26 protein-coding genes are annotated in these 25,662 nt (G+C 70.5%); 2 read left to right on the top strand and 24 right to left on the bottom strand.

Annotated elements, in window-relative coordinates:
- Positions 1 to 46 precede the first annotated feature (46 nt).
- From plsY to J3A75_RS06200, 20 genes are all read right to left on the bottom strand, one after another.
- Positions 47 to 649 (bottom strand): glycerol-3-phosphate 1-O-acyltransferase PlsY, encoded by a 603-nt coding sequence (plsY, locus tag J3A75_RS06295; RefSeq protein ID WP_041372485.1) that lies wholly within the window; start codon positions 647 to 649, stop codon positions 47 to 49.
- Entirely contained in the window at positions 649 to 1,953 is a 1,305-nt protein-coding gene (locus J3A75_RS06290; protein ID WP_029360477.1) for a dihydroorotase, read from the bottom strand. Before J3A75_RS06290 ends, plsY begins: the two co-directional genes overlap by 1 nt.
- Complete coding sequence (gene hisF / locus J3A75_RS06285) at positions 1,950 to 2,753, bottom strand: imidazole glycerol phosphate synthase subunit HisF (RefSeq protein ID WP_053620281.1); 804 nt, start codon at positions 2,751 to 2,753, stop codon at positions 1,950 to 1,952. Before hisF ends, J3A75_RS06290 begins: the two co-directional genes overlap by 4 nt.
- Before the next feature lie 32 nt (positions 2,754 to 2,785).
- On the bottom strand, positions 2,786 to 3,529 hold the full coding sequence (hisA, locus tag J3A75_RS06280; protein ID WP_012317477.1) for a 1-(5-phosphoribosyl)-5-[(5-phosphoribosylamino)methylideneamino]imidazole-4-carboxamide isomerase: 744 nt from the start codon (positions 3,527 to 3,529) through the stop codon (positions 2,786 to 2,788).
- Positions 3,530 to 3,566: 37 nt separating this feature from the next.
- Positions 3,567 to 4,226 (bottom strand): imidazole glycerol phosphate synthase subunit HisH, encoded by a 660-nt coding sequence (hisH, locus tag J3A75_RS06275; RefSeq protein WP_012317476.1) that lies wholly within the window; start codon positions 4,224 to 4,226, stop codon positions 3,567 to 3,569.
- 19 nt (positions 4,227 to 4,245) lie between these two features.
- Entirely contained in the window at positions 4,246 to 4,731 is a 486-nt protein-coding gene (locus tag J3A75_RS06270) for a DUF2628 domain-containing protein (protein ID WP_083460885.1), read from the bottom strand.
- Between the two features lie 67 nt (positions 4,732 to 4,798).
- Positions 4,799 to 5,386, bottom strand: a complete 588-nt coding sequence (hisB, locus tag J3A75_RS06265; protein ID WP_209649814.1) for an imidazoleglycerol-phosphate dehydratase HisB — start codon at positions 5,384 to 5,386, stop codon at positions 4,799 to 4,801.
- 84 nt (positions 5,387 to 5,470) lie between these two features.
- Positions 5,471 to 6,346 (bottom strand): S-methyl-5'-thioadenosine phosphorylase, encoded by an 876-nt coding sequence (locus J3A75_RS06260; protein ID WP_012317473.1) that lies wholly within the window; start codon positions 6,344 to 6,346, stop codon positions 5,471 to 5,473.
- 299 nt (positions 6,347 to 6,645) lie between these two features.
- A complete protein-coding gene (locus J3A75_RS06255; protein ID WP_024831119.1) occupies positions 6,646 to 7,557 on the bottom strand; it encodes a cytochrome c1 in 912 nt (303 codons plus the stop codon).
- 18 nt (positions 7,558 to 7,575) lie between these two features.
- Positions 7,576 to 8,862: a cytochrome b gene (locus tag J3A75_RS06250; protein ID WP_012317471.1), complete on the bottom strand. Its 1,287-nt coding sequence runs from the start codon at positions 8,860 to 8,862 to the stop codon at positions 7,576 to 7,578.
- A 13-nt stretch (positions 8,863 to 8,875) separates the two neighbouring features.
- A complete protein-coding gene (gene petA, locus J3A75_RS06245) occupies positions 8,876 to 9,460 on the bottom strand; it encodes a ubiquinol-cytochrome c reductase iron-sulfur subunit (protein WP_234741283.1) in 585 nt (194 codons plus the stop codon).
- Between the two features lie 182 nt (positions 9,461 to 9,642).
- Positions 9,643 to 11,508, bottom strand: a complete 1,866-nt coding sequence (locus J3A75_RS06240) for an ABC transporter ATP-binding protein (RefSeq protein ID WP_209649812.1) — start codon at positions 11,506 to 11,508, stop codon at positions 9,643 to 9,645.
- 88 nt (positions 11,509 to 11,596) lie between these two features.
- Positions 11,597 to 12,184 (bottom strand): protease inhibitor Inh/omp19 family protein, encoded by a 588-nt coding sequence (locus tag J3A75_RS06235; RefSeq protein WP_053620285.1) that lies wholly within the window; start codon positions 12,182 to 12,184, stop codon positions 11,597 to 11,599.
- A 170-nt stretch (positions 12,185 to 12,354) separates the two neighbouring features.
- Positions 12,355 to 13,179: a succinate dehydrogenase iron-sulfur subunit gene (locus tag J3A75_RS06230; RefSeq protein ID WP_024831121.1), complete on the bottom strand. Its 825-nt coding sequence runs from the start codon at positions 13,177 to 13,179 to the stop codon at positions 12,355 to 12,357.
- 85 nt (positions 13,180 to 13,264) lie between these two features.
- Positions 13,265 to 15,082: a succinate dehydrogenase flavoprotein subunit gene (gene sdhA / locus J3A75_RS06225; protein WP_012317466.1), complete on the bottom strand. Its 1,818-nt coding sequence runs from the start codon at positions 15,080 to 15,082 to the stop codon at positions 13,265 to 13,267.
- A 31-nt stretch (positions 15,083 to 15,113) separates the two neighbouring features.
- A complete protein-coding gene (gene sdhD / locus J3A75_RS06220; RefSeq protein WP_024831123.1) occupies positions 15,114 to 15,533 on the bottom strand; it encodes a succinate dehydrogenase, hydrophobic membrane anchor protein in 420 nt (139 codons plus the stop codon).
- A gap of 10 nt (positions 15,534 to 15,543) precedes the next feature.
- Positions 15,544 to 15,945, bottom strand: a complete 402-nt coding sequence (gene sdhC / locus J3A75_RS06215) for a succinate dehydrogenase, cytochrome b556 subunit (RefSeq protein ID WP_012317464.1) — start codon at positions 15,943 to 15,945, stop codon at positions 15,544 to 15,546.
- Positions 15,946 to 16,074: 129 nt separating this feature from the next.
- Entirely contained in the window at positions 16,075 to 17,325 is a 1,251-nt protein-coding gene (locus J3A75_RS06210) for an SLC13 family permease (RefSeq protein ID WP_245364562.1), read from the bottom strand.
- Positions 17,326 to 17,801: 476 nt separating this feature from the next.
- Positions 17,802 to 18,398: a hypothetical protein gene (locus J3A75_RS06205; RefSeq protein WP_209649808.1), complete on the bottom strand. Its 597-nt coding sequence runs from the start codon at positions 18,396 to 18,398 to the stop codon at positions 17,802 to 17,804.
- A gap of 156 nt (positions 18,399 to 18,554) precedes the next feature.
- Positions 18,555 to 20,048, bottom strand: a complete 1,494-nt coding sequence (locus tag J3A75_RS06200; protein WP_209649806.1) for an AMP nucleosidase — start codon at positions 20,046 to 20,048, stop codon at positions 18,555 to 18,557.
- Positions 20,049 to 20,161: 113 nt separating this feature from the next.
- Between J3A75_RS06200 and tsaA the strand changes: the two genes are divergently transcribed.
- Complete coding sequence (gene tsaA / locus J3A75_RS06195; protein WP_053620380.1) at positions 20,162 to 20,659, top strand: tRNA (N6-threonylcarbamoyladenosine(37)-N6)-methyltransferase TrmO; 498 nt, start codon at positions 20,162 to 20,164, stop codon at positions 20,657 to 20,659.
- A complete protein-coding gene (locus J3A75_RS06190) occupies positions 20,656 to 21,348 on the top strand; it encodes an SGNH/GDSL hydrolase family protein (RefSeq protein WP_053620287.1) in 693 nt (230 codons plus the stop codon). The genes tsaA and J3A75_RS06190 overlap by 4 nt, the downstream gene beginning before the upstream one ends.
- Positions 21,349 to 21,400: 52 nt before the next feature.
- On the opposite strand, the gene guaA is transcribed toward J3A75_RS06190, so the two are convergent.
- From guaA to J3A75_RS06170, 4 genes are all read right to left on the bottom strand, one after another.
- Positions 21,401 to 22,957, bottom strand: coding sequence for a glutamine-hydrolyzing GMP synthase (guaA, locus tag J3A75_RS06185; RefSeq protein WP_012317458.1), 1,557 nt, complete (start codon positions 22,955 to 22,957; stop codon positions 21,401 to 21,403).
- A gap of 186 nt (positions 22,958 to 23,143) precedes the next feature.
- A complete protein-coding gene (locus tag J3A75_RS06180) occupies positions 23,144 to 23,563 on the bottom strand; it encodes a hypothetical protein (protein ID WP_012317457.1) in 420 nt (139 codons plus the stop codon).
- Positions 23,560 to 23,892, bottom strand: coding sequence for a hypothetical protein (locus J3A75_RS06175; protein WP_106427898.1), 333 nt, complete (start codon positions 23,890 to 23,892; stop codon positions 23,560 to 23,562). Before J3A75_RS06175 ends, J3A75_RS06180 begins: the two co-directional genes overlap by 4 nt.
- 297 nt (positions 23,893 to 24,189) lie before the next feature.
- The gene (locus J3A75_RS06170; RefSeq protein WP_053620289.1) at positions 24,190 to 25,563 is read right to left on the bottom strand and encodes an NTP/NDP exchange transporter; all 1,374 of its coding nucleotides are present in this window, start codon (positions 25,561 to 25,563) and stop codon (positions 24,190 to 24,192) included.
- Between the last annotated feature and the right edge of the window lie 99 nt (positions 25,564 to 25,662).

The following is a 25,662-nucleotide window of genomic DNA, read 5'->3' as shown; positions in this document are numbered from 1 at the left end:
CCACCACCCCCAACCCTGCCCGAAGGTCGGCGCGGCGCGCCGGCACTCAGCCCTTCTGGCCGATGCGCCCCTCGGTGCCGGACGCGAGTCGGCGGATGTTGGGCGCGTGCTTCCACCATAGCAGCAGGCCGAGGAGCAGGAACAGCAAGGCCTGTGTCGGGGCACCGAGCGCCCAGAGGACGAGGGGCGTAGCCGCCGAGGCGGCGAGCGCCGCCAGCGACGAGTACCTGAGCGCGAAGGCGAGCCCGAGCCAGATCGCCGCGAACGCCGCGAGGGCAAGCGGGCTGAAGGCGAGCAGTACCCCGATGAAGGTCGCGACGCCCTTGCCGCCCTTGAAGCCCAGCCAGACCGGGAAGAGGTGGCCGAGGAAGGCGCCGAGCCCCGCGGCGAGCGCCGGGCCCTCGCCCAGCTGGCGCGCGATGAGGACGGCCGCCGTGCCCTTGAGGGCGTCGCCCAGCAGCGTCGCCGCGGCGAGGCCCTTGCGGCCGGTGCGCAGCACGTTGGTGGCGCCGATATTGCCGGAGCCGATCGCCCGCACGTCGCCGAGGCCGGCGAACTTCGTGAGGATCAGCCCGAACGGGATCGAGCCCAGGGCGTAGCCGAGGGCGAGACCGCCGAGGGCGGCCGGGGTCGCGAGATCCGGCGGCATCATGCGGCCGCCGCGAGGTCGTCGACCGCGTGGACGATCCGGCCGCCGACCAGCGTCAGCACCGCCGCGCCCTGGAGGCGCGCCTCGTCGAAGGGAGAGTTCTTGGAGCGCGACTTCAGCCGGCGCTTGTCGAGGACGTAGGGGAGGTCGGGATCGATCAGCACCAGGTCGGCGGGGGCGCCCACCGCCAGCCGGCCGGCCTCGCGGCCGAGGATCCGTGCCGGATTGACGGTGAGCGCGGCGACGAGCTTGGGCAACGCGAGGTCGCCGGTGTGGACGAGGCGCATCGCGGCGCCGAGCAGGGTCTCGATGCCGAGCGCCCCGTCCGCCGCCTCGGCGAAGGGCAAGCGCTTGGTCTCCACGTCCTGCGGGTTGTGGTCGGACACGACCACGTCGATCACGCCCTCGCCGAGGGCGCCCACCACCGCCTGCCGGTCGGTCTCGTGGCGCAGGGGCGGCGAGAGCCGGCAGAAGGTGCGGTAATGGCCGATGTCGTTCTCGTTGAGGACGAGGTTGTTCACCGAGACGCCGCAGGTCACCGGCAGGCCGTCCTGCTTGGCCCGGCGGACGATCTCCACCGAATCCGCGCAGGAGATCATCGCCGCGTGGTAGCGGGCGCCGGTCAGCCGCACGAGGCGGATGTCGCGCTCCAGCATCACGGTCTCGGCCTCGCGGGGGATGCCCATCAGCCCGAGGCGCGAGGCGAGCTCGCCCTCGTTCATCACGCCCTCGGCGACGAGGGCGGATTCCTCCACGTGCTGCACGATCAGCGCGTCGAAATCCCGGGCATACGTCAGGGCGCGACGCAGCACCTGGGCATTGGCCACGGCCCGGAGCCCGTCCGTGAAGGCGACCGCGCCGGCCTCCTTGAGCAGGCCGAACTCGGTCATTTCCCGGCCGGCCAGCCCCTTGGTGATGGCGGCCGCCGGCAGGACGTTGACACTCGCCGTGTCGCGGGCTCGCCGGAGCACGAAGTCGACGATGGCCGGCTCGTCGATCACCGGGTTGGTGTCGGGCATGCAGACGAGCGTCGTGACGCCGCCCGCCGCCGCCGCGGCGCTCGCCGAGGCCAGGGTCTCGCGGTGCTCGGCTCCCGGCTCACCCACGAAGGCGCGCATGTCGATCAGCCCCGGGGTCAGCACGCGGCCGGCACAGTCGACGCGCTTCGCATCGGCCGGGGCGCCCGGCGCCGCGCCGGCGGCGATGTCGGCGATGCGGCCGTCCCGCACCAGCACCGCGCCGGCGGTCTCGCGGCCGGTCGCGGGATCGAGGAGGTTGGCGTTCGCCAGAAGGTAGCTGCTCACAGGGGCGCCCTCGCGGAAGAGGCCGGACCGTCGAGGCGCATGGCTAGACCGGCCGCCGCCATGTGCGCCTTCGCCTCGGCGACGCTCGCCTGCCCGAAATGGAAGATGGAGGCCGCCAGCACGGCGCTGGCGCCGCCCTCGGCCACGCCGGCCACGAGGTCGTCGAGGCCGCCGACGCCGCCCGAGGCTATCACCGGCACGGTGACGGCGTCGCTGATCGCGCGCGTGAGGGCGAGGTCGTAGCCGGAGCGGGTCCCGTCCTTGTCCATGGAGGTGACGAGCAGCTCGCCCGCGCCCTTCTCGGCGACGAGGCGCGCGAAGGCCACGGCGTCGATCCCGGTCGGGTCGCGGCCGCCGTGGGTGAAGATCTCCCAGGCGGCCGGCGTGCCGGGGGGCGAGACGCGCTTGGCGTCGATCGCCACCACGATGCACTGCGCGCCGAACTTCTCGGCGGCCCGGGCCACGAGGTCGGGATCCTTCACGGCCGCGGTGTTGATCGCGACCTTGTCGGCGCCGGCGAGCAGCAGCGCGCGCACGTCCTCGACGGTGCGCACGCCGCCGCCGACCGTGAGCGGCATGAAGCAGGCCTCGGCAGTCCGGCTGACGATGTCGAGCAGCGTGCCGCGGGCCTCGCGGCTCGCGGTGATATCGAGGAAGCACAGCTCGTCGGCGCCGGCCGCGTCGTAGACCTTGGCGGCCTCGACGGGATCGCCGGCGTCGCGCAGGCCCTCGAAGCGCACGCCCTTCACGACGCGCCCGTCCTTCACGTCGAGGCAGGGGATGATGCGGGTCTTCAGCACGGGCGGCGTCTCATGTCGCGAGTCTCTGGATATCACGCCACCGGGCCGCGCGCCGCAGCGATCGCGGCCAGGGCCGCCTCCGGATCGATGCGGCCGTCGTAGAGCGCCCGGCCGGTGATCGCGCCCGCGATCAGGGCGCAATCCGGCTTCAGCAGGCGGTGGACGTCGTCGATCGACGCGAGGCCGCCCGAGGCGATCACCGGGATGCGCACGGCCTGGGCGAGCGCCAGGGTCATCTCGACGTTGAGGCCCTTCAGGATCCCGTCGCGGGCGATGTCGGTGTAGATGATGGCCGCGACGCCCGCGTCCTCGAACCGGCGCCCCAGCTCCTCCGCGGTCATGCTGGAGGTCTGCGCCCAGCCCTCGACCGCGACGCGGCCGTCCTTGGCGTCGATGCCGACCGCGATCTTCCCGGGATACTTGCGGGCGGCCTCCCGGACGAAGCCGGGATCGCGCACCGCCGCGGTGCCGATGATCGCCCGGGCGACGCCCTTGCTCAGCCAGCCCTCCAGGGTCTTCATTTCGCGGATCCCGCCGCCGAGCTGGACCGGGATCTTCACCCGCGCGAGGATCGCGTCGACCGCCTCCGCGTTCCGAGGCGCCCCCGCGAAGGCGCCGTCGAGATCGACCACGTGGAGCCAGGAGAAGCCCTGCGCCTCGAAGATCGCGGCCTGCGCGGCCGGATCGTCGCCGAAGACCTTGGCCTGCGCCATGTCCCCCTGGATGAGGCGGACGCAACGCCCCTCTTTCAGGTCGATCGCCGGGTACAGGATCACGGGCGCTTCCGTCCTTCTTGCCTGGGCCGAACGGCGCTCACGGGCGCCAGTTCAGGAAGTTGGCGATGAGCGCGAGGCCCAGCCGCTGGCTCTTCTCGGGGTGGAACTGCGTGCCGGCGACGTTGTCGCGTGCGACGAGGGCGGTGACCGGGCCGCCGTACTCGGCGCGCGCCACCACGTCGTCCGGGCGCTCCGCCTTCAGCGCGTAGCTGTGCACGAAGTACGCGTGCAGCCCGTCCTCGCCGGTGGGAATACCGGCGAGCAGCGGGTGGTCGCGCTCGGTCCGCAGGGTGTTCCAGCCCATATGGGGGACCTTCAGCGCCGGGTCCGACGGCCGGATCGGACCGACGTCGCCGGGGATCCAGCCGAGCCCCGGCGTGGTCGTGTACTCGAGCCCGCGGCTCGCCAGCAGCTGCATCCCGACGCAGATCCCGAGGAACGGGCGGCCGGCCCCGTGGGCGACCTGCGTCATCGCCTCGACCATGCCGGGGACGGCGTCGAGACCGCGGCGGCAATCCGCGAAGGCGCCGACACCGGGCAGCACCACGCGGTCGGCCGCGGCCACCACGTCGGGGTCCGAGGTCAGGCAGATCCGCGCGTCGCGCCCGCTCTCGCGAGCGGCGCGCTCGAAGGCCTTGGCGGCGGAGTGGAGGTTGCCCGACCCGTAATCGATGATCGCGACGGTCTCGGTGCTCATGCGCGTCTCGCCCGGGAACTCACCGGGCGCCTTCCTGGGCGGGGAACAGCCCGATCACCGGCTCGGCCCGCCGGCTGGGGCCGCTCGGGAACGGGGCCCGCGGCGCGGCCGGGCTCGCCTCGAGCCAGCGGTTCAGAGCCCGGGCTTCGGCCTCCTCGGGCGTCGCGGCGACCACCGCGTCGCGCGCCGGCCAGCCGCGCCGCGCCAGCGTCCAGCGGCGTAGGCTCGAAGCCTCGAGGCCGATCAGCCAGCCGGCCAGCAGGGTGACGATCAGGCCGGCGCCGGCCGGCAGCCCGAGGGCGGTACCGGCGGCGGCCAGCGCCACGAGCCCGACGAGCACGAGCAGAGCGGCGAGCCAGAGCCGGTGGAACAGGAACCACAGCACCGTGAAGGCGAAGGCCGGCCAGGAGAAGCCGTCCCGCACCAGCAGCGCCCGGTCGAGCCCGAGCGATTCGCCCGGCCGCGCGTCGGCCGGCAGGTGGAGCGTGTAGCTGCGCATCCGCATCGCGAAACTCCGACAGCGTGCGCCGCGACGGCCGCGTGGCCGATCCGGGCGCCCGGCGACAACAGGTCTACAGGGAGCCCTTGGTGGAGGGAACGCGCCCCTCCTCCCGCGGATCGATCGCCACGGCCGTCCGCAAGGCGCGGGCCAGCCCCTTGTAGCAGCTCTCCGCGATGTGGTGAGCGTTGTCGCCGTAGAGGGTCTCCACGTGCAGGGTCAGGCCGGCATTCATCGCGAAGGCCTGGAACCACTCGCGCACCAGCTCGGTGTCGAAGGTCCCGATCTTCTCCACTCGGAAGGTCGTGCGGAACACCAGGAAGGGCCGGCCCGAGATGTCGACGCAGACCCGGGTCAGCGCCTCGTCCATCGGCAGGTGGATGTCGGCGTAGCGCGTGACCCCGCGCTTGTCGCCGAGCGCCTTGGCGAAGGCCTGCCCCAGGGCGATGCCGCAATCCTCGGCCGAGTGGTGCTGGTCGATGTGCAGGTCGCCGTCGACCTTCACGTCCAGGTCGAACAGGGCGTGCCGCGCCAGCAGATTCAGCATGTGGTCGAGGAAGCCGATCCCGGTGGCGATGTTCGACCGCCCGGTCCCGTCGAGATTGACGGTGACCGCGATGTCGGTCTCCGCGGTCTTCCGGCTGATGGAGGCGCTGCGCATTTCGGTCTGGACTTCGCGTCGGGGGCGGCCAGGGCCGCCCGCGCCTTCTAGAGGGACTCGTCGCCGAATGGAAAGGGCCGCCGGCTAGCCGTTGAGGACACGCCCCGCCACGGCGTCGAGCTTGGCGAGCAGTGCCGGGTCCCGGACGGCGGGCGCCGTCATGATCGCGCCGTCGAGCGCCCGGTGCGAGCCCGCAGGGCACGGCTCGCGCTCGGCCGGGAAGTCGCGGGCGAGGCGGGCCACGAGGCGTGCCGCCTTGTCGGCGTTGGCGCGGGCGACCGCGATCACCGAGGCGACGTCGACCGCGTCGTGGCCGGGGTGCCAGCAATCGTAGTCGGTCACCATCGCGATCGTCGCGTAGGTGATCTCCGCCTCGCGGGCGAGCTTGGCCTCGGGCATGTTGGTCATGCCGATCACGTCGAAGCCCTGGGCCTTGTAGGCGCGGGACTCGGCGAGGGAGGAGAATTGCGGCCCCTCCATGCAGACATATGTGCCGCCGCGATGGACCGCGATGTCCTCGGCCTTCGCGGCCTGGGCGATCCGCGCCTGCAGGCCGGGGCCGACCGGATGGGCCAGGGACACGTGGGCGACGCAGCCGTCGCCGAAGAACGACGAGGCGCGCCCGTGCGTGCGGTCGACGAACTGGTCGACGAGCACGAAGAGGCCCGGGGGCAGGTCCTCGCGGAACGAGCCGCAGGCCGAGAGGGCGACGAGGTCGGTCACCCCAGCCCGTTTCAGGGCGTCGATATTGGCGCGGTAGTTGATGCCCGACGGCGAGAGCCGGTGGCCGCGCCCGTGGCGGGCCAGGAACACGACCTTGGTGTCGCCGATCCGCCCGACGCGGAGGGCGTCCGAGGGCTCGCCCCAGGGCGAAGCCACGCGCTCCTCGCGCACGTCCTCGAGACCCGGCAGGTCGTAGACGCCGGAGCCACCCATGACACCCAGTACCGCTGCGCTCATGCCGGTATCCCTCAACGCGCGACGCCTCGGCAGCGCGGCTTATCCCACCCGGCACCTCATCCCGAGGTGCCGGAGCAATGCGGAGGCCGCGAAGGAGACCTCCCGAAGCCGCTCTGATCCCTGGAGCCCGCCTTCGAGGCCCGATGACGCGATCACCTCAGGATGAGGTGGTGCAGGGGACGGGCAGTGTCGGAAGGAGGACCGTCGCGGCGGGCGAGCGGTAGCATGGAGAGCCGACCAAAAAAAAGATGGACCTCCCGAGGGAGGCCCATCCGAACAGCGGACCGATCTGGCCGGCCTCAGTAGGTCTTGTGCAGCTCCGGCTGGAGGCCGTGGACCTCGCCGCCGACATCGGCCCAGATCTTCTTCTTCACGTAGTAGAGCAGCCCCGACAGGATGATCAGGAACAGGATCACCCGAAAGCCCAGGGCCTTGCGGTCCATCATGTGCGGCTCGGCCGCCCACATCAGGAAGGCCGAAACGTCCTTGCCGTACTGGTCGACCGTCTCGGGCACGACCGGCTGGCCCTGATCGTTCTTCGGGTACGAGACCTGCCCGTCGGTGATCGGCGGTGGCATCGCGATGATGTGGCCGGGATAGTACTTGTTGTAGTGGCCGCCCTCCGGCAGCGCGAAGTCCTTCGGCGGATCCTCGTAGCCGTTGATCAGGGCATGGATATAGTCCGGCCCCTGCTCCGAGTAGCCGACGAAGGGCAGCCAGTCGGTCAGGAAGTAGAGCGAGCCGCGGGAGAAGGTCCGCGCCTTGGCGATGACCGAGAAGTCGGGCGGTGCCTTGCCGCCGTTGGCGGCGGCGGCCGCCTGGTCGTTCGGGAACGGCGGCGGGAACGTGTCGGCCGGCCGGCCCGGACGGTCGAACATGTCGCCGGCATCGTTCGGCCCGTCCTTCACCTGGTAGGTCGCGGCCAGCGCCTTGACCTGCCCGGCCGAGAAATGCGGCCCGCCCTCCTGCGCGAGGTTGCGGAAGGAGACCAGCTTCATCGAGTGGCAGGCGGAGCAGACTTCCTTGTAGACTTGGAAGCCGCGCTGCAGCTGCGCGGTGTCGAAGCGGCCGAACACGCCGGCAAAGCTCCAGTTCACGCGGGCCGGGATCGGCCCGCCATGCCCTTCCTGGGCGGAGACCGGCACGGCGCCGATCAGCAGGGCCGCCAGGGCGGCCGCGGCGGTCGTCGAGAGGACGCGGGTCATCATCATGGTCCTGTCGTCAGCCCGTCAGCCTTTGGTGGTCGGAGCGGCGGCGGCGCCGGCCGGCATGCCGGACCCGCTCACCTGCTTGCCCGGCCCGGTCACGCTCTCGAGGATCGAGCCCGGCAGCTTCTTCGGCGTCTCGAACAGGCCGCAGAGCGGCATGACGATCAGGAAGTGCGCGAAGTAGTAGGCGGTGCAGACCTGCGCGGCGAGCACGTAGCCGCCCTCCGGGGGCTGCGAGCCGAGCCAGCCGAGGAGCAGCGTGGCGCCGACGAAGACCCAGAAGAACTGGCGGTAGAGCGGCCGGTAGTTGCACGAGCGGATCCGCGACGTGTCGAGCCAGGGCGCGAAGGCCAGGATGATCACCGCCGAGAACATCAGGATCACGCCGCCGAGCTTGCTCGGGACCGCGCGCAGGATCGCGTAGAACGGCAGGAAGTACCATTCCGGCACGATGTGCGCGGGCGTCACCGCCGGGTTCGCCTGGATGTAGTTGTCGGCGTGGCCGAGATAGTTCGGCTGGTAGAACAGGAACCAAGAGAACAGGATCATGAACACGCAGACGGCGAACACGTCCTTGATCGTCGCGTAGGGTGTGAACGGCACCGCGTCCTTGCCAGACTTGATCGGGATGCCGACCGGGTTGTTCTGGCCGGTGACGTGCAGCGCCCAGACGTGCAGCACGACGACCCCGGCGATCATCCACGGCAGCAGGTAGTGCAGCGAGAAGAAGCGGTTGACCGTCGGATTGCCGACCGAGTAGCCGCCCCAGAGCAGGGTCTGGATCGTGTCGCCGACCACCGGGATCGCCGCCAGGATGTTGGTGATGACGGTGGCGCCCCAGAAGCTCATCTGGCCCCAGGGCAGCGTGTAGCCGAGGAAGGCCGTCGCCATCATCAGCAGGTAGATCACGACGCCGAGGATGTAGAGCACCTCGCGCGGGGCCTTGTAGGACCCGTAGTAGAGGTTGCGGAACATGTGCAGGTACACGGCGACGAAGAACATCGACGCGCCGTTGGCGTGCGCGTAGCGCAGCAGCCAACCGTAATTCACGTCGCGCATGATCTTCTCGACGGAGGTGAAGGCACCCGTCGCCGAAGGCTCGTAGTGCATCGCCAGCCAGACGCCGGTGACGATCTGGATGCCGAGGAAGGCGATCAGAATCGCCCCGAAGGTCCAGAAGTAGTTCAGGTTGCGGGGAACCGGGAAGGCCACGAACGAGGAGTGCACCAGCCCGACGATGGGCAGGCGCGCCTCGAACCATTTGGCCACGCGGCTCTTGGGGACGTAGGTGCTGGCTGTCGCGCTCATGCTTCCGTCCTCCTCAGGCCGCTTCCTTGCCGCCCTCGCCGATCCGGATCTTCGAATCCGTCTCGAAGGCGTAGGGCGGGATCGGCAGGTTGATGGGCGCCGGTCCGTGGCGCACGCGGCCCACCGCGTCGAACTGCGAGCCGTGGCACGGGCAGGCCCAGCCCTCGAAATTGCCCTGGTGGCCGATCGGCACGCAGCCGAGATGCGTGCAATTGCCGTAGACGACGAGCCACTGGTCGTGGCCGCTCTTGACCCGCGTCGGGAAGGCGGCCGGATCGATCATCGCCGAGAGCGGGACCGCCTTCATGTCGGCCACTTCCTTGGCGGTCAGCTTGCGCACGAAGATCAGCTTGCCGCGCCAGAAGACGTTGACGATCTGGCCGTCCTGGATCGGCGTGAGATCGACCTCGATCGGCGCGCCCGCGGCGATCGTGTCGGCGTCGGGCGCCATGGAAGAGATCAGCGGCCACACGGCGGCCCCCGCCCCGACCGCCAGCCCGGCGCCGGTCGCCAGGAACAGGAAGTCACGGCGGCTGCCGTCATGACCAGAGACCGCGGGAGCGGCGGCTGATGTGTTCGCCAAGGTTCGGAACTCCATGCGTCGGCGTCAGGGCCGCAGGTGCCCTCGTCCCGGCTCGGTCCGGGAACAAAGCATTATGGTTCTAATCTGAGCAATGAGACCGTCTGCCGCCCCCGAGTCAAGCCGCTGGGTGCGGCGCGGCGATAAGGTCGCCCCTCGATCGTAGCGGTATGTTGCCGGCAATCGCGCCAGCGCACCACTCAGGCGACCACGCTGTCGTACCGCGGCGTCCCGTCGTCGAGGAAACCGCCCGACTGGCGCGACCAGAGGCCGGCGTAGACGCCGCCGGCGGCGACCAGCTCGGCATGCGTCCCCTCCTCGATGATCCGGCCGCGGTCGATCACGACCAGTCGGTCGAGGGCCGCGATGGTCGACAGGCGGTGCGCGATCGCCAGCACGGTCTTGCCGGCCATCAGCGTGTCGAGGGAGTCCTGGATCGCCGCCTCGACCTGGCTGTCCAGGGCCGAGGTCGCCTCGTCCAGGATGAGGATCGGCGCGTCCTTCAGCATGACCCGGGCTATGGCGATGCGCTGGCGCTGCCCGCCGGATAGCTTGACGCCGCGCTCGCCGACCTGGGCGTCGTAGCCGCGCCGGCCCTTGTGGTCGACGAGGTCGGCGATGAACGCGTCCGCGTGGGCGAGGCGGGCCGCCCGCTCGATCTCCGCCTGGGTCGCGCCGGGGCGGCCGTAGGCGATGTTGTCGCGGATGGAGCGGTGCAGCAGGGACGTGTCCTGGCTGACCATCGCGATCGCTTCGCGCAGGGATTGCTGCGTCACCGTCGCGATGTCCTGGCCGTCCACCAGGATGCGCCCGCTCTCCACGTCGTAGAGCCGCAGGAGCAGGCCCGCCAGGGTCGACTTGCCCGCGCCGCTAACGCCGACCAGCCCGACCTTCTCGCCCGGACGGATCGTCAGGGAGAAATCCTCGATGACGGTGGCGTCGCCGCGCCCGTAGTGGAAGCCGACCTCCTCGAACCGGATCTCGCCGCCGGTGACGGTCAGCGTCCGCGCGTCCGGCGCGTCGACGAGGCCGTGCGGCCGGGCCATCGTCTGCATGCTCTCCTGGACCACGCCGACGTTCTCGAAGACGCCGCGCACGGTCTGCATGACCCAGCCCGACATGGCGATGAGGCGCAGGACCAGGGCGAGCCCCGCCGAAGCCTCGCCGGTACTCATGCCGCCGTCGCGCCACAGGACGAGGCAGGCGGCGCCGGTGGCGATCAGCAGCGCGCTGTTGAGCAGCCCGAGAAGGCTCGTGGTCAGGGTCACCAGCCGGAACTGGTGGAGGTAGGCGGAGGTGTGGACCTCCACGGCGTCCTGGACGGCGGCCCGCTCCTCGCGATCGCGGGCGAAGAGCTTCACCGTCAGGATATTGGTGTAGCTGTCGACGATGCGGCCGATGAGGGTCGAGCGGGTGTCGGCGGTCTTGTGCGAGCGCGCCCGGGCCCGGGGCACGAACCACGCGGTCAGGGCCGCGTAGGCGGCGATCCAGAGCAGCACCGGGACCGCGAGCCATGGCGAGATCGCGCTGAACAGCCCGACCGCGGTGATCGCGTAGATCGCCACGTACAGCAGCGTGTCGATGAAGACGACGGCGAGTTCCCGCACCGCCGGGCCCACTTGGACGACGCGGTTGGCCAGACGGCCCGAGAAGTCGCCCTGGAAATACGAGAGCGCGTGCCCGAGGGTGTAGAGATGCGCCCGCCAGCGGATCTGGCTGGTGGATTGCGGCACGACGAGCTGGTTGGACAGCACCTCGTGGGCCCAGATCGACAGCGGTCGCACCACGGCGATCAGCAGGACCACCAGCCCGAGCTCGACTGCGTGGTCCGACAGCACCGTCGCCCGGTCGGCCGAGCCGAGCAGGTCGATGAACCAGCGCATCACGAGGTAGAGGGAGGCCTCGACCGTGCCGGCGACCACCGCGATGACGAACAGCGCCGCCAGGGCGGCGCGGATCGGGCGCAGGTAGAACCAGGCGAAACCGAGAACCGATCGCGGCGGCATCCGCGCCTCGTCGAAGGGCGCGAAGGGGTCGACGCGGCGTTCAAGCCAATCGAGGAACATGTTTACGGAGGCGTGACGCGGCGGGAGCCCCTCATGTAAGCGCCTCCCGCCGCGCGCCAACCGCGCGGCGTGGTCGCGCCGCGCGGCCTCAGCGGTTGAGGGCGAGCGCCGCGCCGGACTTGGTCAGGGCGCCTTCCAGGCCGCCGCCGCCCTGGCGAAGCCGCGCCGCCACCGAGCCGCCCGGCTGGTAGAGGTAGACCTCGCCGTCGCGGAAGTCCCAGGCCGAGACCCGCGCCAGATCCTTGTTGGCGCAGCCCGAGGCCGTCGCCCGGTAGAGGTCGAGGGCCGGCGTGCTCGAGAGCGTGACCTTGCAGTTCGCCCCGGTCGCGTCCCGGGCATCCCAGCTACCGACCACCGCGGAGCGGCCGCCCGTGGCGACCGGTGGCGGCGGCGGCGGCGGCGCGACCGGCTCGGCGATCACGGTCGGACCACCGGGCGGCGTCGCGGCCACCTGGGCGCCGGGTGGGGGCGGCGCGTCGGGGCTCGCGGCGACGCCGGGCGGCGGCGCCAGCGGGGCCGCCGTCACGGTGCCCGACGGCATGGCCGGCACGGTGTCGAGGGACGCCTGGGGCGACGGACCCCGGGTGCGCGGACCGTCGAGGCGGCTCGAGGCGCAGGCGCCGAGGCTGGCGCTCAGACAGAGAACGGCGAACGTCGACAGGCTCGGGCGCAGCATCGGTCCACTTCGGATCAGGCTTCAGAGCGCGGAGGCGCTTCGACCCTGACTCCGTGCCAATTGCGCTGACCGCAAGGCAGCGCTCCCAGCCCGGGCCGACTCCGCTGCGGAGAGCCGGCCTTTTCGGCCGAGTGTGGCCCTCAGGCCTCATGCCCGGCCGGACTCTGCAATCAGAGCGTGCGCTCGACCATCATCTTCTTGATCTCGGCGATGGCCTTCGCCGGGTTCAGGCTCTTCGGGCAGGTATTGGCGCAGTTCATGATGGTGTGGCAGCGATACAGCCGGAAGGGATCGTGCAGCCCGTCGAGGCGGTGGCCTGTGTTCTCGTCGCGCGAGTCGATCAGCCAGCGATAGGCCTGGAGCAGGGCCGCGGGGCCGAGGAACTTGTCGCCGTTCCACCAATAGCTCGGGCACGACGTGGTGCAGCACGCGCACAGGATGCACTCGTAGAGGCCGTCGAGGCGGGACCGGTCCTCCGGCGTCTGGCGCCACTCCTTCTCGGGCGCGGGCGTCTCCGTCTGGAGCCAGGGCTCGATGGCGGCGTGCTGGGCGTAGAAATTCGTCAGGTCCGGCACGAGGTCCTTCAGGACCGGCATGTGCGGCAGCGGGTAGATGCGGATCGCCCCGTCCTTGTCCTTGCGGGTCATGACCGGCAGGGCGTTGTCGGGGCTCTTGCACTCGTCGATGCCCATCGTGCAGGCGAGCGCGTTCTGCCCCTCGATGTTCATCGCGCAGGAGCCGCAGATGCCCTCGCGGCAGGAGCGGCGGAAGACCAGCGTCGAGTCGACCTTGTTCTTGATCCACAGCAGCGCGTCCAGGACCATCGGGCCGCAATCCTCACGGTCGACCTGGTAGGTGTCGATCCGCGGATTGGCCCCGTCGTCCGGGTTCCACCGGTAGATCTTGAAGGTCTGCAGGTTCCTGGCGCCGGGCGGGGCCGGCCAGGACTTGCCCTGCGTGATCTGGGAGTTCTTCGGAAGGTTGAACTGAGCCATGGTTCTCGACGGCTTCCGCTAGAGCAGGACGCGGCGGCCGGAGGGGCAAGGCCCCGCCGCCGCAGTCGTGGTGCAGAGTTGCAGATCAGTACACGCGCGCTTTCGGCTCGATGTACTGGATCTCGTTCGACATCGTGTAGGTGTGGACCGGCCGGTAGTCGATGTTTACCTGATGCCGGCTCTCGTCGAGCCAGGACAGCGTGTGCTTCATCCAGTCCTTGTCGTCGCGGTCCGGGAAGTCCTCGCGCGCGTGGGCGCCGCGGGATTCGGTGCGGTTGGCGGCCGATTCCATCGTTACCACCGCCTGACCGATCAGGTTGTCGAACTCCAGGGTCTCGAGGAGATCGGTGTTCCAGACCAGCGACCGGTCGGTGACCTTCACGTCGGCGGCGGCGTTCCAGACCTTGTGGATCAGGCCCTTGCCCTCTTCCAGCACCTCGCCGGTGCGGAACACGGCGCAGTTGTTCTGCATCGTCTTCTGCATCTCGGCGCGGAGCTCGGCTGTCGGCGTCGAGCCGTTGGCGTAGCGGAACCGGTCCAGGCGCTCGAGCGCCTTGTCGGTCGCGCCCTTCGGCAGCTCCATGGCCCGGCCGTTCGGCTCGACGATCTCGGCGCAGCGCTTGCCGGCGGCGCGGCCGAAGACCACGAGGTCGATCAGCGAGTTCGAGCCGAGGCGGTTTGCGCCGTGGACCGAGACGCAGGCCGCCTCGCCGATCGCCATCAGGCCCGGAACCACCGTGTCGGGGTTGCCGTCGCGCAGCGTCAGCACCTCGCCGTGATAGTTCGTGGGGATGCCGCCCATGTTGTAGTGGACGGTCGGGATGACCGGGATCGGTTCCTTGGTCACGTCGACGCCCGCGAAGATCCGCGCGGATTCCGAGATGCCCGGCAGGCGCTCGTGCAGGATCTTCGGGTCCAGGTGGTCGAGGTGCAGGTAGATGTGGTCCTTGTTCTTGCCGACGCCGCGGCCGTCGCGGATCTCCATGGTCATGGAGCGCGAGACGACGTCGCGCGAGGCGAGGTCCTTCGCCGACGGCGCGTAGCGCTCCATGAAGCGCTCGCCCTCGGAATTGGTGAGGTAGCCGCCCTCGCCGCGGGAGCCTTCCGTGATCAGGCAGCCCGCGCCGTAGATGCCGGTCGGGTGGAACTGCACGAACTCCATGTCCTGCAGCGGCAGGCCGGCGCGCAGCACCATGGCGTTGCCGTCGCCCGTGCAGGTATGGGCGGAGGTCGCCGAGAAGTAGGCGCGGCCGTAGCCGCCGGTCGCCAGGATGGTCATCTGGGCGCGGAAGCGGTGGATCTCGCCGGTGGCCTGATCGAGCGCGATCACGCCGCGGCAGCGGCCCTCGTCGTCCATGATCAGGTCGAGGGCGAAGTACTCGATGAAGAAGTCGGTCTGGTTCTTCACCGCCTGCCCGTAGAGGGTGTGCAGCATGGCGTGACCGGTGCGGTCGGCCGCCGCGCAGGTGCGCTGGGCGGTGCCCTTGCCGTAGTCCGTGGTCATGCCGCCGAACGGGCGCTGGTAGATCTTGCCTTCCTCCGTGCGGGAGAAGGGCACGCCCCAGTGCTCCAACTCGTAGACGGCGGCGGGCGCGTTGCGCACGAGATACTCGATGGCGTCCTGGTCGCCGAGCCAGTCCGACCCCTTCACGGTGTCGTACATGTGCCAGCGCCAGTCGTCCGGGCCCATGTTGCCGAGGGAGGCCGAGATGCCGCCCTGCGCTGCCACCGTGTGGGAGCGGGTCGGGAACACCTTGGTGATGCAGGCGGTGCGCAGGCCCGCCTCCGAGCAGCCGACCGTGGCGCGCAGGCCGGCGCCGCCCGCGCCGACGATCACGACGTCGAAGGCGTGATCGTGGATGGTGTAGGCAGGCCCGCTGCCGTTGGTGCCGTTGGCGGCCATGTTCGGCTCCTCGAGATCGTTGTTGGCGGGGTCAGGCCGGCTGTCCGAAGCCGATGCGCAGGACCGCGTAGAGGCAGGCGACGGCCACGACGACCGCGTAAGCGTTGTTGGCGAACACCGCCGCGATCTTCGTCGCCGGCGCGTGCACGTAGTCCTCGATGATCACCTGCATGCCGAGGCGCATGTGGACCGTCACCGACAGCAGCGCCAGGATCAGGAGGATCGAGACCAGGGGGGTCGCGACGAGGAGCCGCGCCTCCGCGTAGCCGCGGCCCGCCATCTTGGCGATGATCACCACGAAGCTCAGCATCAGCACGACGTTGGCGACGGCGGTCAGCCGCTGCAGCCACCAGTGGTCGGCGCCGTGATGGGAGACGCCGAGGCCGCGCACCCGTGCGCGCGGGGTGCGGATCGAGACGCGCGTGTCCTGCCGGACCTCTTCCTTAGCCATGTCGGCCTCCTCAGCGGACCAGAAGGGCGACCGCCCAGATGACGAGGGTGAGGGCCACCGAGCCGATCAGCGTCAGCCGGGCCATCGAGAGACGCTTGTCGCGGTCGAACCCGACGCCGGTATCCCAGATCAGGTGCCGGATGCCGCCGAGCATGTGGTGCATCAGGATCCACGTGTAGACGAACAGGATCAGGCGCCCGAAGATCGAGCCGAAGAAGCCGGCCACGTAAGAGTAGCCGACCGGGCCCGAAGCCAGAGCCACGAGCCAGATCGCGACCAGAGCAGTCCCGCCATAGAGCGCGGTTCCGGTGATGCGGTGGAACACCGACATCGCCATCGTCCAGGTCCAGCGATAGATCTGGAGATGCGGCGACATCGGCTGTGCCACTGTCGGGCGGGCGGTGGGTGCCATCGGGTTGAAGCCTCGCAGCTGCGAACTGGACCGTCTCTAATCTGGTAGCGCTAGTGGCTGAGCGGGCAACCCGCAATCCGCCATGGTGCGGCGCAATGTGCCGTCCGGGGCAACACTTTGCCGATTCTGTCACTTCAGCTGTCCCAGGATGCGCCACCACGCGTAGTCCAGCGGCGCCGCCACCAGCAGCGACAGCACCCCAAGGCTCAGGGTCAGCCGCGTCGCGTCCCGGAGACGGACCCGCCCGAGTTCGCTCGCGAACACGATCGGGGGCGCCTGATAGGGGAAGAACACGGTCGAGTAGCCGATCACCTGCAGCGAGACGACCGCCAGTGGTGACAGGCCGCTCGCCTCCGTCATCTCGCCCGCCAGAGCCGTGTAGAGGGCCGGGGCGCCGTTGGCAGTGACGAGGAGGGTCAGCACCGTGGCGATGCCTGTGAGCACCGCGAAGTTCTGCGTCGGCGCGTCGTGCGCCAGCGGCGCCACCGTCAGAAGCAGATGGCCGAGGCGCTCGCCCAGCCCGGTCTCATTGACCAGAGCGACGAGGCCGAGGAGCGCCGCGATGTAGAAGCAGGTCCGCAGATTCACCTGCTGGAACGCCTCCGGCGGAAGCACGCCGATCCGGGGCAGCAGGCAGACCACCGCGGCGGCGAGGCCGACCCAGGCGGGCGCGAGGCCGTGCAGGCTGTCGGTCATCCAGAGGATCAAGGTGCAGGCGAGGATCACCGCGAGGCGCCGCTCGGGCGCCGAGAGCGGCGGCCGCTCGGCCAGCGACGGAGCGGCCGAGGCGAGGTCGTCGGGGAATAACCGGACGATCAGCGCGACCAGCAGCACGCCCTTCACCAGGGCCAGGACCGGGGCGTGCAGGAGGAAGTAGGAGAGGTAGGAGAGATGCAGGCCGAGCAGGTGCTCCGCCGAGCCGGCCATGACGAGGTTCGGGACGTTGGCGGGAAGGATCGCCGCCGACAGGATCGGCGTGGCGAGGCCGACGGCCAGGACCGCGCCGGTACGCCCAGGGCGCCCGGCCGCGAGCCCGAAGGCGTCGCAGAGTGCCAGGGTCACCGGGATCATCAGGGCGATGCGGCCCAGATTCGACGGCATGACGAAGGCGATGAGGAAGCTCAGCGTCACCAGCCCGGCGATGAAGCGCCCGTAGGAACCCGAGAGCCGCAGCGCGAGCGTCCGCGCCATCCGGGCGCCGAGGCCGGTTCGGGTCATGCCCTGCCCGACCACCATGCCGGACAGGACGAGCCAGAAGGCGGAGGACGAGAAGCCCGAGAACACCGTGGCGGCAGAGCCGAGCCGCAGCAGCATCGCCATCCCGAAGAAGGCGAGCGCCGTGACGATCTCGGGCAGCAGCGCGGTCGACCAGAGGCCCATGCACAGCACGAGCAGCGCCGCCGTCGCCGCAACCAATCCCTCGCCGCTCACCGCGATCGTCCCCGCACCACGCTACACCGGAGGCGGCATCGTCACCGGATTGGAACGGTTCGCAATTCGGGAGATGTTGAGCAAGCCTTCGTGGACGGCGAAGGCTGTGGGCGCCACCGCTTCCTCGGTCGGCAGGGAGGGGTTTGCTCGGCACGGCTCTATCGGCAGGCGAACGCGGCCCGCTTCACATCGCGGCCGCGCAGCGGGATCCGGGCGCCTCGGAAGCCGGCGGAGACACGTGCGGCATCGACAGGGGTTCTCGGATCTGCGTCCCGCAGTCGACGCTCCGGGATGCCGGCGCGGAGCGTACCGTCACCCGCGGCATGACGGGCACGGGTGTCCCCGAACGGTATCGCCCGGCCTCGAGGGCCGGGCGCGGACGCGTCGCTAAGCCGGAGCGCGGGCACCGCGCCCGCGCGGCGGACTCAGTAGCCGTAGCCGTAATAGCTGTCGCAGGCGGCCGGGTCGTAGGCGCCGTAGCCGTAATTGTAGGCGCAGTTGTCGTAGCCGTAGTCGAGACCGCCCAGGCCGTACCCGACGCCGAGGCCGAGCCCGAGGCCGGCGAGTCCGTAGCCGACACCGCGGCCGTAGCGGTGGCCGTAATAGCCGCGGTTGACGAAGCCGCGACCGGCGAGGCCGCGGTTTCCGACCCCGCCGAACCGGCCGGCCTGATTGTATCCGCCGGTCCGGACGCCACCGACGCCGGCCGCGCCGAGCCCCGCACCGCGGAAGCCGCCGCCCGATCCACCGACCCGCGCCCCGCCGACGCCGCCGTTCTGGAAGGCGCCGCCGCCGAAGCCGCCGTTCCGGAAGGCTCCGCCGCCGACCCCGGTCCCGCGGAAGCCGCCGCCGAAACCGCCGCCGTGGAATCCGCCCCCGCCGAAGCCGCCGCCGTGGAATCCGCCCCCGCCGAAGCCGCCGCCGTGGGATCCACCCCCGCCGAGGCCGCGGGCCTCGGCGCCGGACGGCGCGAGAGCCACGGCCGCCAGGAGGGCGGTGGAAACGAGTGCCATACGGGTCATGGGAAATCTCAGCTTGGTAGGTGGTGTCTTAACCTCTCAACACCGCTCACAGAGGCTGTATCCAAGCTTGAGTATTGTTGACGGCGTGGCGGTCGGTCGCTGAGACGGGGCCGTGCACGCCGCGACCCTGCGCTCCTCTCCGGTTTTCGCGAGACTTTACCGGAAGGGCGGTTCGTCGAAGCTTCGCAGCTTGCGCGAGTGGAGACCTTGCCGGTCGGCCCGCAGCACGTCGAGGGCCGCCAGCCCCACCTGGAGATGCTCCGAGACCGCCCGATCGTAGAAGGCGTTGGCGGCGCCTGGCAGCTTGATCTCGCCGTGGAGCGGCTTGTCGGAGACGCAGAGCAGCGCGCCGTAGGGCACGCGCAGGCGGAAGCCCTGGGCGGCGACCGTGCCGCTCTCCATGTCCACCGCGACCGCGCGCGACTGGTTGATCCGACGCCGCTCCTGGCTGAAGCGCAGTTCCCAGTTGCGGTCGTCGTAGGTCACCACCGTGCCGGTGCGCAGGCGCCGCTTGAGCGCGTCGGCCTGCTCGCCCGTCACCGCGGCGGCGGCATCCTGGAGGGCGACCTGCACCTCGGCGAGGGCCGGCACCGGGACGTCCGGCGGCACGAGCTCGTCGAGGATCCGGTCGCGGCGGAGGTAGGCGTGCGCCAGCACGTAGTCGCCGATGGTCTGCGACTGCCGCAGGCCGCCGCAATGGCCGACCATCAGCCAGCAATCCGGGCGCAGGACGGCGAGATGGTCGGTGATCGTCTTCGCGTTCGACGGCCCGACGCCGATATTGACCAGCGTCGTGCCCCGCTGGGTCCCGTCGGCGTCGCGCGCCACCAGGTGGTAGGCCGGCATCTGGTGCCGGTGCCAGGGCGAGGCGGCAATGACCGCCGCGGGGTCGGCATCGGCCGCCTCGGCGCGGGTCACGGACACGCCGCCCGGCAGGACCAGCCGCTCGAACCCCTCCGCGCCCGAGGCGAGCCGCTCCAGCCCGTGGCGGACGAACTGGTCGACGTAGCGGTGATAGTTCGTGAGCAGGATCCAGGGCTGGACGTCGCGCCAGTCGCAGCCGGTGTAATGGACCAGACGCCGAAGCGAGTAATCGACCCGCACCGCGTCGAACAGCGCCAGCGGCAGCGGCTCGCCGGCGATCTGGTCGAATGTCCCGTCGGCGATCTCGTCGCCCACGAGAGACAGGAGCGGGACCGGGAAGTAGGTAGCGAGGTCGGCGCCGTCGACGGTCCGCCCGCGTGCGTCCAGCCCCGCCTCCAGCACGTAGGGGTAGGGAATCTCCTGCGCGCTCAGGCCGACCTCGATGGCGATGCCGTAGTCGGCGATCAGCGGCTCCAGCTGGCGGGTCAGATAGGTCCGGAAAAAGCCCGGATGCGTGACCGTGGTGGCGTAGGTGCCGGCGGCCTGGAGCTTGGCGGTGGCGCGCCTGACCCGCGGCAGCGGTCCGTCCGGGCGGTAGCTGATCCGCAGCTCCGGGTAGCGGAAGGCGAGCCGCTCCGTGGCGTCAGGCGGCGGCCCGCCGGCGAGGTATCGCTCCAGCGCGGTCCGCAGGGCTCCGGCCGCGTCGTCGTAGAGCTCGACGAGCCGGTCGATGGCGGTCCCGGCGTCGGCCACCGCCTGCATCGGCCGCAATTCCCGCTCGATCATGTCGCCTCCGTTCCTGCTGCCGGATCTACACCCCGCGCCATCCGGGGGCGAGATGCGGGGTTGCGGGCCGCGAACACATGGCCGACAAGCCGGCCGGCGCGGAGCGAGGCGGCATGGACGCGGATGAGTTCGGGACCCGTCCCGGTGAAGTGAGGGCCGCGCTGCCCGCGACCTTCGACGCGGGCCTCCACTTCATCGGTCGGCTGCGGACGCCCTGGCTGACGCGGTCCGACTGTCCCAAGAACGGGCTCCAGACGGACACGGTCTGCACCGTGGAGGTCGATCCGGCCTACGTCCCCGCCCTGCGCAATGTCACGGGCTGCACGCACCTGATCCTGCTCTACTGGATGGACCGGGCGACGCGCGGCCTCGTGGTCCAGCGTCCGCGCCACGCCGACGGCCCTCGCGGCACCTTCTCGTTGCGCTCGCCCGCGCGTCCCAACCCGATCGCCCTGTCCGTCGTGGAACTGCTCGGCCGCGACGGCGACGCGCTCCGCGTGCGCGGGCTCGACTGCCTCGACGGCACGCCGCTCCTCGACATCAAGCCCTACTACGCCACGACGGACGCGCGGCCGGACGCCCAGGTCGACCGAGCCGGGGCCGAGCCGTGAAGCGCGCCGTCCTCCTCGGTCTCGGCGGGCTCGCCCTGCTGGCGATCGGCGGGTTCGCCGGGTGGCGCCTGCATCGGCCAGGGGCCGACGCGCGGGCCTACGCGGAGATGCGCCTGATCGCCGTGCAGGTCAGCCTCGACGAGGCGCCGCCGGACTACGTGTTCTGGGCCGGCGATTCGCAGGTGGAACTGCAGCCCGGGAGCCAGCGGCCCTGCGGCCTCGAGTTCCTCAACGGCGGCATCAGCGGCGCGACCGCGGCCAGCTACGCGGACTACCTCGCGCGCCTGTCCTTCAAGGTGAGTCCCCGGCTCGCCGTCCTGACCATCGGGACCAATGACATCCTGGTGAAGAACAACCCGCAACTGCACAAGCCGACGGAACAGTTCGAGGCCGCCGCCGAGACCATCGTCAGGCGGCTCCAGACCTTGAGCCCGCGCGTCGTGGTGACCGCCCTCCCCCCGGTCGGTCGCGAGATCGGCAAGTTGGTCGACGCGGGAGCGGTCGCGGATTACTCGCGTCGATTGCAGAACCTCTGTGGGCGGCTCGGGTGCATCTTCACGGACCCGTTCGCGGCCCTGCGCGACGGCGACACCGGCTACGCGAAGCCCGGCGCGCTCCGCGACGGGCTGCATCTCGCGGCGTTCCGGCCGGCGATGAAGGCGGTCGAACCGGCGCTCTGCAATCCGTGACGACCGAGCTGGTCGCGCTCCGCCGCGCCTGTGCCGACCGCTCGGCGGCCGCTCACTCCCACTCGATCGTGCCGGGCGGCTTGGAGGTGATGTCGTAGGTCACCCGGTTGATGCCCTTCACCTCGTTGATGATACGAGTCGCGACCCGGCCCAAGAAGGCCATGTCGAACGGGTAGAAGTCGGCGGTCATGCCATCGACCGAGGTGACGGCGCGCAGCGCGCAGACATGGTCATAGGTGCGGCCGTCGCCCATCACGCCGACAGTCTTCACCGGCAGGATCACCGCGAAGGCCTGCCAGATCGTGTCGTAGAGGCCGGCCTGCCGGATCTCGTCGAGGTAGATCGCGTCGGCCTTGCGCAGGGCTTCCAGCTTCTCACCCGTGATGGTGCCGGGGCAGCGGATCGCCAGGCCCGGGCCCGGGAACGGGTGGCGGCCGACGAAGCCCTCGGGCAGGCCGAGCTCCTTGCCGAGCACCCGGACCTCGTCCTTGAACAGCTCGCGCAGCGGCTCGACGAGCTTCATGTTCATGCGCTCGGGCAGGCCGCCGACATTGTGGTGGCTCTTGATCGTCACCGACGGGCCGCCCGTGAACGACACGCTCTCGATCACGTCGGGGTAGAGCGTGCCCTGCGCGAGGAACTTCGCCCCGCCGATCTTCTTCGATTCGGCCTCGAACACGTCGATGAACAGGCGGCCGATCGTCTTGCGCTTGATTTCCGGGTCGCTGACGCCCTCCAGAGCCGCGAGGAACATCCCCGACGCCTCCACGTGGACCAGCGGGATGTTGTAGTGGTCGCGGAACAAAGCCACGACCTGCTCGGCCTCGCCGAGGCGCAGGAGCCCGTGGTCGACGAACACGCAGGTCAGCTGATCGCCGATCGCCTCGTGGATCAGCACCGCCGCTACGGCCGAATCGACGCCGCCAGACAGACCGCAGATCACCTTCTCGGAGCCGACCTGCTCGCGGATCTTGGCGATGGCCTCCTCGCGGTAGGCGCCCATGGTCCAGTCGCCCGAGCAGCCCGCGACATCGCGCACGAAGTTGCGGATCAGCAGGGCGCCGTGGGGCGTGTGCGCCACCTCCGGGTGGAACTGGACCGCGTAGTAGTTGCGGGCCTCGTCGGCCACCGCCGCGAAGGGGGCGTTCCGAGAGATCGCCACGGTGGTGAAGCCGTCCGGCAGCTTGGTGACGCGGTCACCGTGGCTCATCCAGACCGGGTACTTCTCGCCCTTGTGCCACACGCCCTTGAACAGCGGGCAATCGGCCAGGATCTCGACCTCGGCGCGGCCGAACTCCGCGTGGTGACCGCCCTCGACGGCACCGCCGAGCTGGGCCGCCATAGTCTGCTGGCCGTAGCAGATGCCGAAGACCGGGACGCCGGAATCGAACACGAGCTGCGGCGCGCGGGGCGATGCCTCCACGGTCACCGATTCGGGGCCGCCGGAGAGGATCACGCCCTTGGGCTTCTGCTCGCGGAACGCCGCCTCGGCCTTCGTGAAGGGCACGATCTCACAGTAGACGCCCTCCTCGCGCACCCGGCGGGCGATGAGCTGCGTCACCTGAGAGCCGAAATCGACGATCAGGATCTTGTCGTGGTCGGTGTTCATCGCGGGCGATTATCCGAAGGCCGCGGCGCGTGCAACGCACAAGTCCGGGTTGTCCGACCTTCCGACGTGCCGTCACCGAAGGAATGCCGGACGCCGGTACTCAATCGTGCGCATTTCTGCCGGTCCGGCGCCGCGCGGCGCGGCCAGCCGCGCGCGGCGGTCTCGGCTGGCCAAACGCGTCGGCTCTCAGTCGAAGTTGCGGACCTTGGCCGAGCCGCCGAGGCTGATCGCGGGCTTCGCGGCGGCACCGGCGAGGCTCACCTTCTTCTGGCCGGGCGGAGTCTTGGCGCGCAGCTGCGGGGCCGCCTCGGGCGCCGGCCGCGACGGCTTGAGGTGTGCCTGCCCGTGGATCACCGAGCCGATCTCGCCGGCCACGCGGATCAGGTCGTCGCGCTCGCAGGAGCGGGCAACCTTCAGCCCGAGCTTGTGCATGTGGCTCTTGCCGTAGAGGTAGGCGGCGAGCTGCGCGCGCTTGAGCGGCGGAATCTGCTCCAGAATCAGCGGTAGGTCGAAGTCGTCGGCCCGGTACACGGAGCCCAGAACCTCGAGGGTCACCGGGCAATCGACTTCGGGCTCGGCGCCGCTGGTCGGATGCGCTTGCGTCATGGATGCCTCTCGGAGGTCGATGAATCGGGATGGGGCCCGGATGCCCCGGAGCCGGGGTCGAGTTCAACCCCTAACGAAACGGTGAGGTTCGCAATCCTGTCGTCGGCCGGCGCGGGAGTCGGGGCCGGCTCGGGCTTCCAGGCGCCGAGGCAACCGGTGCACACGGACTCGATCACCGCGCGGGCATGGGCCTGCCTGCGGGCCCAGAGCATCTCCCGGGCGACGCGCGCCGCCTCGGCGTCCGACAGCGGGCGGATGCGGATGTAGAGCGGCTCCTCCTGCGCGGCGGCCGGCGCCGGCGACAAGGCGAGGAGCCCGAGGACGGCCATCGCGGGAGCGGCGGCGCGCCACCCGCGCCGCGGCGCCGACCATGCGGGTCCCGCCATGTCTCTCTCTCGCGCCCGGACCGAGCGCGATACGTCGCCCGTCAGGGTAAACCGCGTCTTAACGGGGCGCCGCGGCCGAACGGAACTTCACCCGGCCACACCGGTAGAACCAGGAGAGCGAGCGGGAGACGGCTTGATGCCTCAGATGTTCGACTGGATCTTCTTCGCGATCATGCTGCCGTTCCCGGCCTATCTGGTCTGGGACTTCATGCGGCACCGGTAGGCGGGGGACAGCGGTCCTCACCCGCTGGACGAGGCCGCGGCGCGGACGATAGGCGGGGTCCGCTCGGGCTCACTGCCCGACAGCGCCGCCTGCTCGGCCCGGCGACGCTCCTGCGCGCGCCCGAGCCAGACGCTGTTCACGAGCCATGCCATCGACAGCGGAATCGCGGCGCCGGCCACGCTGGCGCTTCCGAGCCCTATTCCCTGGATGCCGGTGAACGACCAGGCGCCGACCTGATCACCCAGCCGGTAGACCACCGTGTCGATGAAGCTCTTGGCCTTGTAGCGATCCTCCCGCGGGACGACGGTGAACAGGACCTCCCTGACCGGCCGGGCTATGGCGAAGTTGCCGGCCCGACGCAGCACTTGGAACGCCACGATCACGCCGATCGTCGGCCAGAGGGCGAGTGCCGCGAAGCCGAGGATGCTGAAGGCCGGGAGGATCGCCAGAGTCAGGGCGACGCCGATTCGGTTCACGATCCGGCCGGTGAGGAACAGCTGGATCCCTAGGGTGAGGACGTTCACCGCGAGGTCGACGCTGGCGAAGAACGCCGTCTGCGCGCCGCGATCCGGGAAGCTCCGCTTCGCGATGCCCGCCTGCTCGAAATAGAGGAAGGTCGATGTCACCGAGAACAGCAGCAGGAACAGCGAGATGTTGATCAGATAGGGCGACGCGAGGGTCCGGGTGACGCCGGCAAGCACGCTCCCGCCGATCGTCCGATCCTGCCCGTCCGCGACGCCCCCGTGGCTGCCGGGCACCTCGTGCAGCTGCGTCGACAGCGCGGAGAGCCCGCGCATGCAGAACACCGCGACCTCGAGAAGTACCACCGCGCAGAGCATCAGGCCCCAGGTCGGGACATTCTTGGCCAGGATCGCGGTGGTGGCCGAGCCCGCGATGGCGCCGAGCGTCGCGCCGGCCGCGATGAAGCCGAACAGCCGCTTGCCCTGGGCGTTCGAGAACACGTCGACGATCGTCGCCCAAAAGATCGACACCACGAACAGGTTGAAGATCGACAGCCAGACGAAGAACACCCGGCCGATCCACACGCCCCACTCGGGGGGCGCGAGATAGAGCGTCAGCGCGAAGGCGAGGATGTTGGCCGCGAAGAACCGGTAGGTGATCGGCACGAACCGCGCCCGCGGCATCCGCTTCACCAGGTAGGCGAAGGGCAGGTTCAGGGCGAGCATCCCGACCAGGGTAGCGGTGAACAGCCAGGGCAGGTTCTCGATGCCGCCAGCGACGCCCATCTGATCCCGGATGGGGCGCAGGACGTAGTAGGCGGCGAGGATCGAGAAGATGTAGGCCCAGGACCATGCCAGCGCCCGACCCTCCCCGGGCTGAACGTCGATCAGGCGCGCGAGGGTGCCGCGGGCGGGGGCGGATTCAGGCATGGGCCGATCTCACCGAGACGAGCTTCTTCCCCGGACAAGTCTCCCTCGGGGAGACGCGGTCGCACCCCTCGCCGCCGCAGGGCGCGGCGAGGGGTCGGG

It is taken from the genome of Methylobacterium sp. PvP105, assembly GCF_017876975.1.
GTDB classification, from domain to species: Bacteria; Pseudomonadota; Alphaproteobacteria; order Rhizobiales; family Beijerinckiaceae; genus Methylobacterium; species Methylobacterium radiotolerans.
Note: the sequence above shows the minus strand (reverse complement) of the source record. Positions and strands in the feature narration are given on the sequence as shown.

Excerpts from the sequence above, each read along its gene's own strand:
- plsY (WP_041372485.1), bottom strand. The coding sequence starts at position 649 with ATGCCGCCGGATCTCGCGACCCCGGCCGCCCTCGGCGGTCTCGCCCTC.
- hisH (WP_012317476.1), bottom strand. The coding sequence starts at position 4,226 with ATGAGCACCGAGACCGTCGCGATCATCGATTACGGGTCGGGCAACCTC.
- J3A75_RS06270 (WP_083460885.1), bottom strand. The coding sequence starts at position 4,731 with ATGCGGATGCGCAGCTACACGCTCCACCTGCCGGCCGACGCGCGGCCG.
- hisB (WP_209649814.1), bottom strand. The coding sequence starts at position 5,386 with ATGCGCAGCGCCTCCATCAGCCGGAAGACCGCGGAGACCGACATCGCG.
- J3A75_RS06260 (WP_012317473.1), bottom strand. The coding sequence starts at position 6,346 with ATGAGCGCAGCGGTACTGGGTGTCATGGGTGGCTCCGGCGTCTACGAC.
- J3A75_RS06255 (WP_024831119.1), bottom strand. The coding sequence starts at position 7,557 with ATGATGATGACCCGCGTCCTCTCGACGACCGCCGCGGCCGCCCTGGCG.
- J3A75_RS06250 (WP_012317471.1), bottom strand. The coding sequence starts at position 8,862 with ATGAGCGCGACAGCCAGCACCTACGTCCCCAAGAGCCGCGTGGCCAAA.
- petA (WP_234741283.1), bottom strand. The coding sequence starts at position 9,460 with ATGGAGTTCCGAACCTTGGCGAACACATCAGCCGCCGCTCCCGCGGTC.
- J3A75_RS06240 (WP_209649812.1), bottom strand. The coding sequence starts at position 11,508 with ATGTTCCTCGATTGGCTTGAACGCCGCGTCGACCCCTTCGCGCCCTTC.
- J3A75_RS06235 (WP_053620285.1), bottom strand. The coding sequence starts at position 12,184 with ATGCTGCGCCCGAGCCTGTCGACGTTCGCCGTTCTCTGTCTGAGCGCC.
- J3A75_RS06230 (WP_024831121.1), bottom strand. The coding sequence starts at position 13,179 with ATGGCTCAGTTCAACCTTCCGAAGAACTCCCAGATCACGCAGGGCAAG.
- sdhA (WP_012317466.1), bottom strand. The coding sequence starts at position 15,082 with ATGGCCGCCAACGGCACCAACGGCAGCGGGCCTGCCTACACCATCCAC.
- sdhD (WP_024831123.1), bottom strand. The coding sequence starts at position 15,533 with ATGGCTAAGGAAGAGGTCCGGCAGGACACGCGCGTCTCGATCCGCACC.
- sdhC (WP_012317464.1), bottom strand. The coding sequence starts at position 15,945 with ATGGCACCCACCGCCCGCCCGACAGTGGCACAGCCGATGTCGCCGCAT.
- J3A75_RS06210 (WP_245364562.1), bottom strand. The coding sequence starts at position 17,325 with ATGGGCCTCTGGTCGACCGCGCTGCTGCCCGAGATCGTCACGGCGCTC.
- J3A75_RS06205 (WP_209649808.1), bottom strand. The coding sequence starts at position 18,398 with ATGACCCGTATGGCACTCGTTTCCACCGCCCTCCTGGCGGCCGTGGCT.
- J3A75_RS06200 (WP_209649806.1), bottom strand. The coding sequence starts at position 20,048 with ATGATCGAGCGGGAATTGCGGCCGATGCAGGCGGTGGCCGACGCCGGG.
- tsaA (WP_053620380.1), top strand. The coding sequence starts at position 20,162 with ATGGACGCGGATGAGTTCGGGACCCGTCCCGGTGAAGTGAGGGCCGCG.
- guaA (WP_012317458.1), bottom strand. The coding sequence starts at position 22,957 with ATGAACACCGACCACGACAAGATCCTGATCGTCGATTTCGGCTCTCAG.
- J3A75_RS06180 (WP_012317457.1), bottom strand. The coding sequence starts at position 23,563 with ATGACGCAAGCGCATCCGACCAGCGGCGCCGAGCCCGAAGTCGATTGC.
- J3A75_RS06175 (WP_106427898.1), bottom strand. The coding sequence starts at position 23,892 with ATGGCCGTCCTCGGGCTCCTCGCCTTGTCGCCGGCGCCGGCCGCCGCG.
- J3A75_RS06170 (WP_053620289.1), bottom strand. The coding sequence starts at position 25,563 with ATGCCTGAATCCGCCCCCGCCCGCGGCACCCTCGCGCGCCTGATCGAC.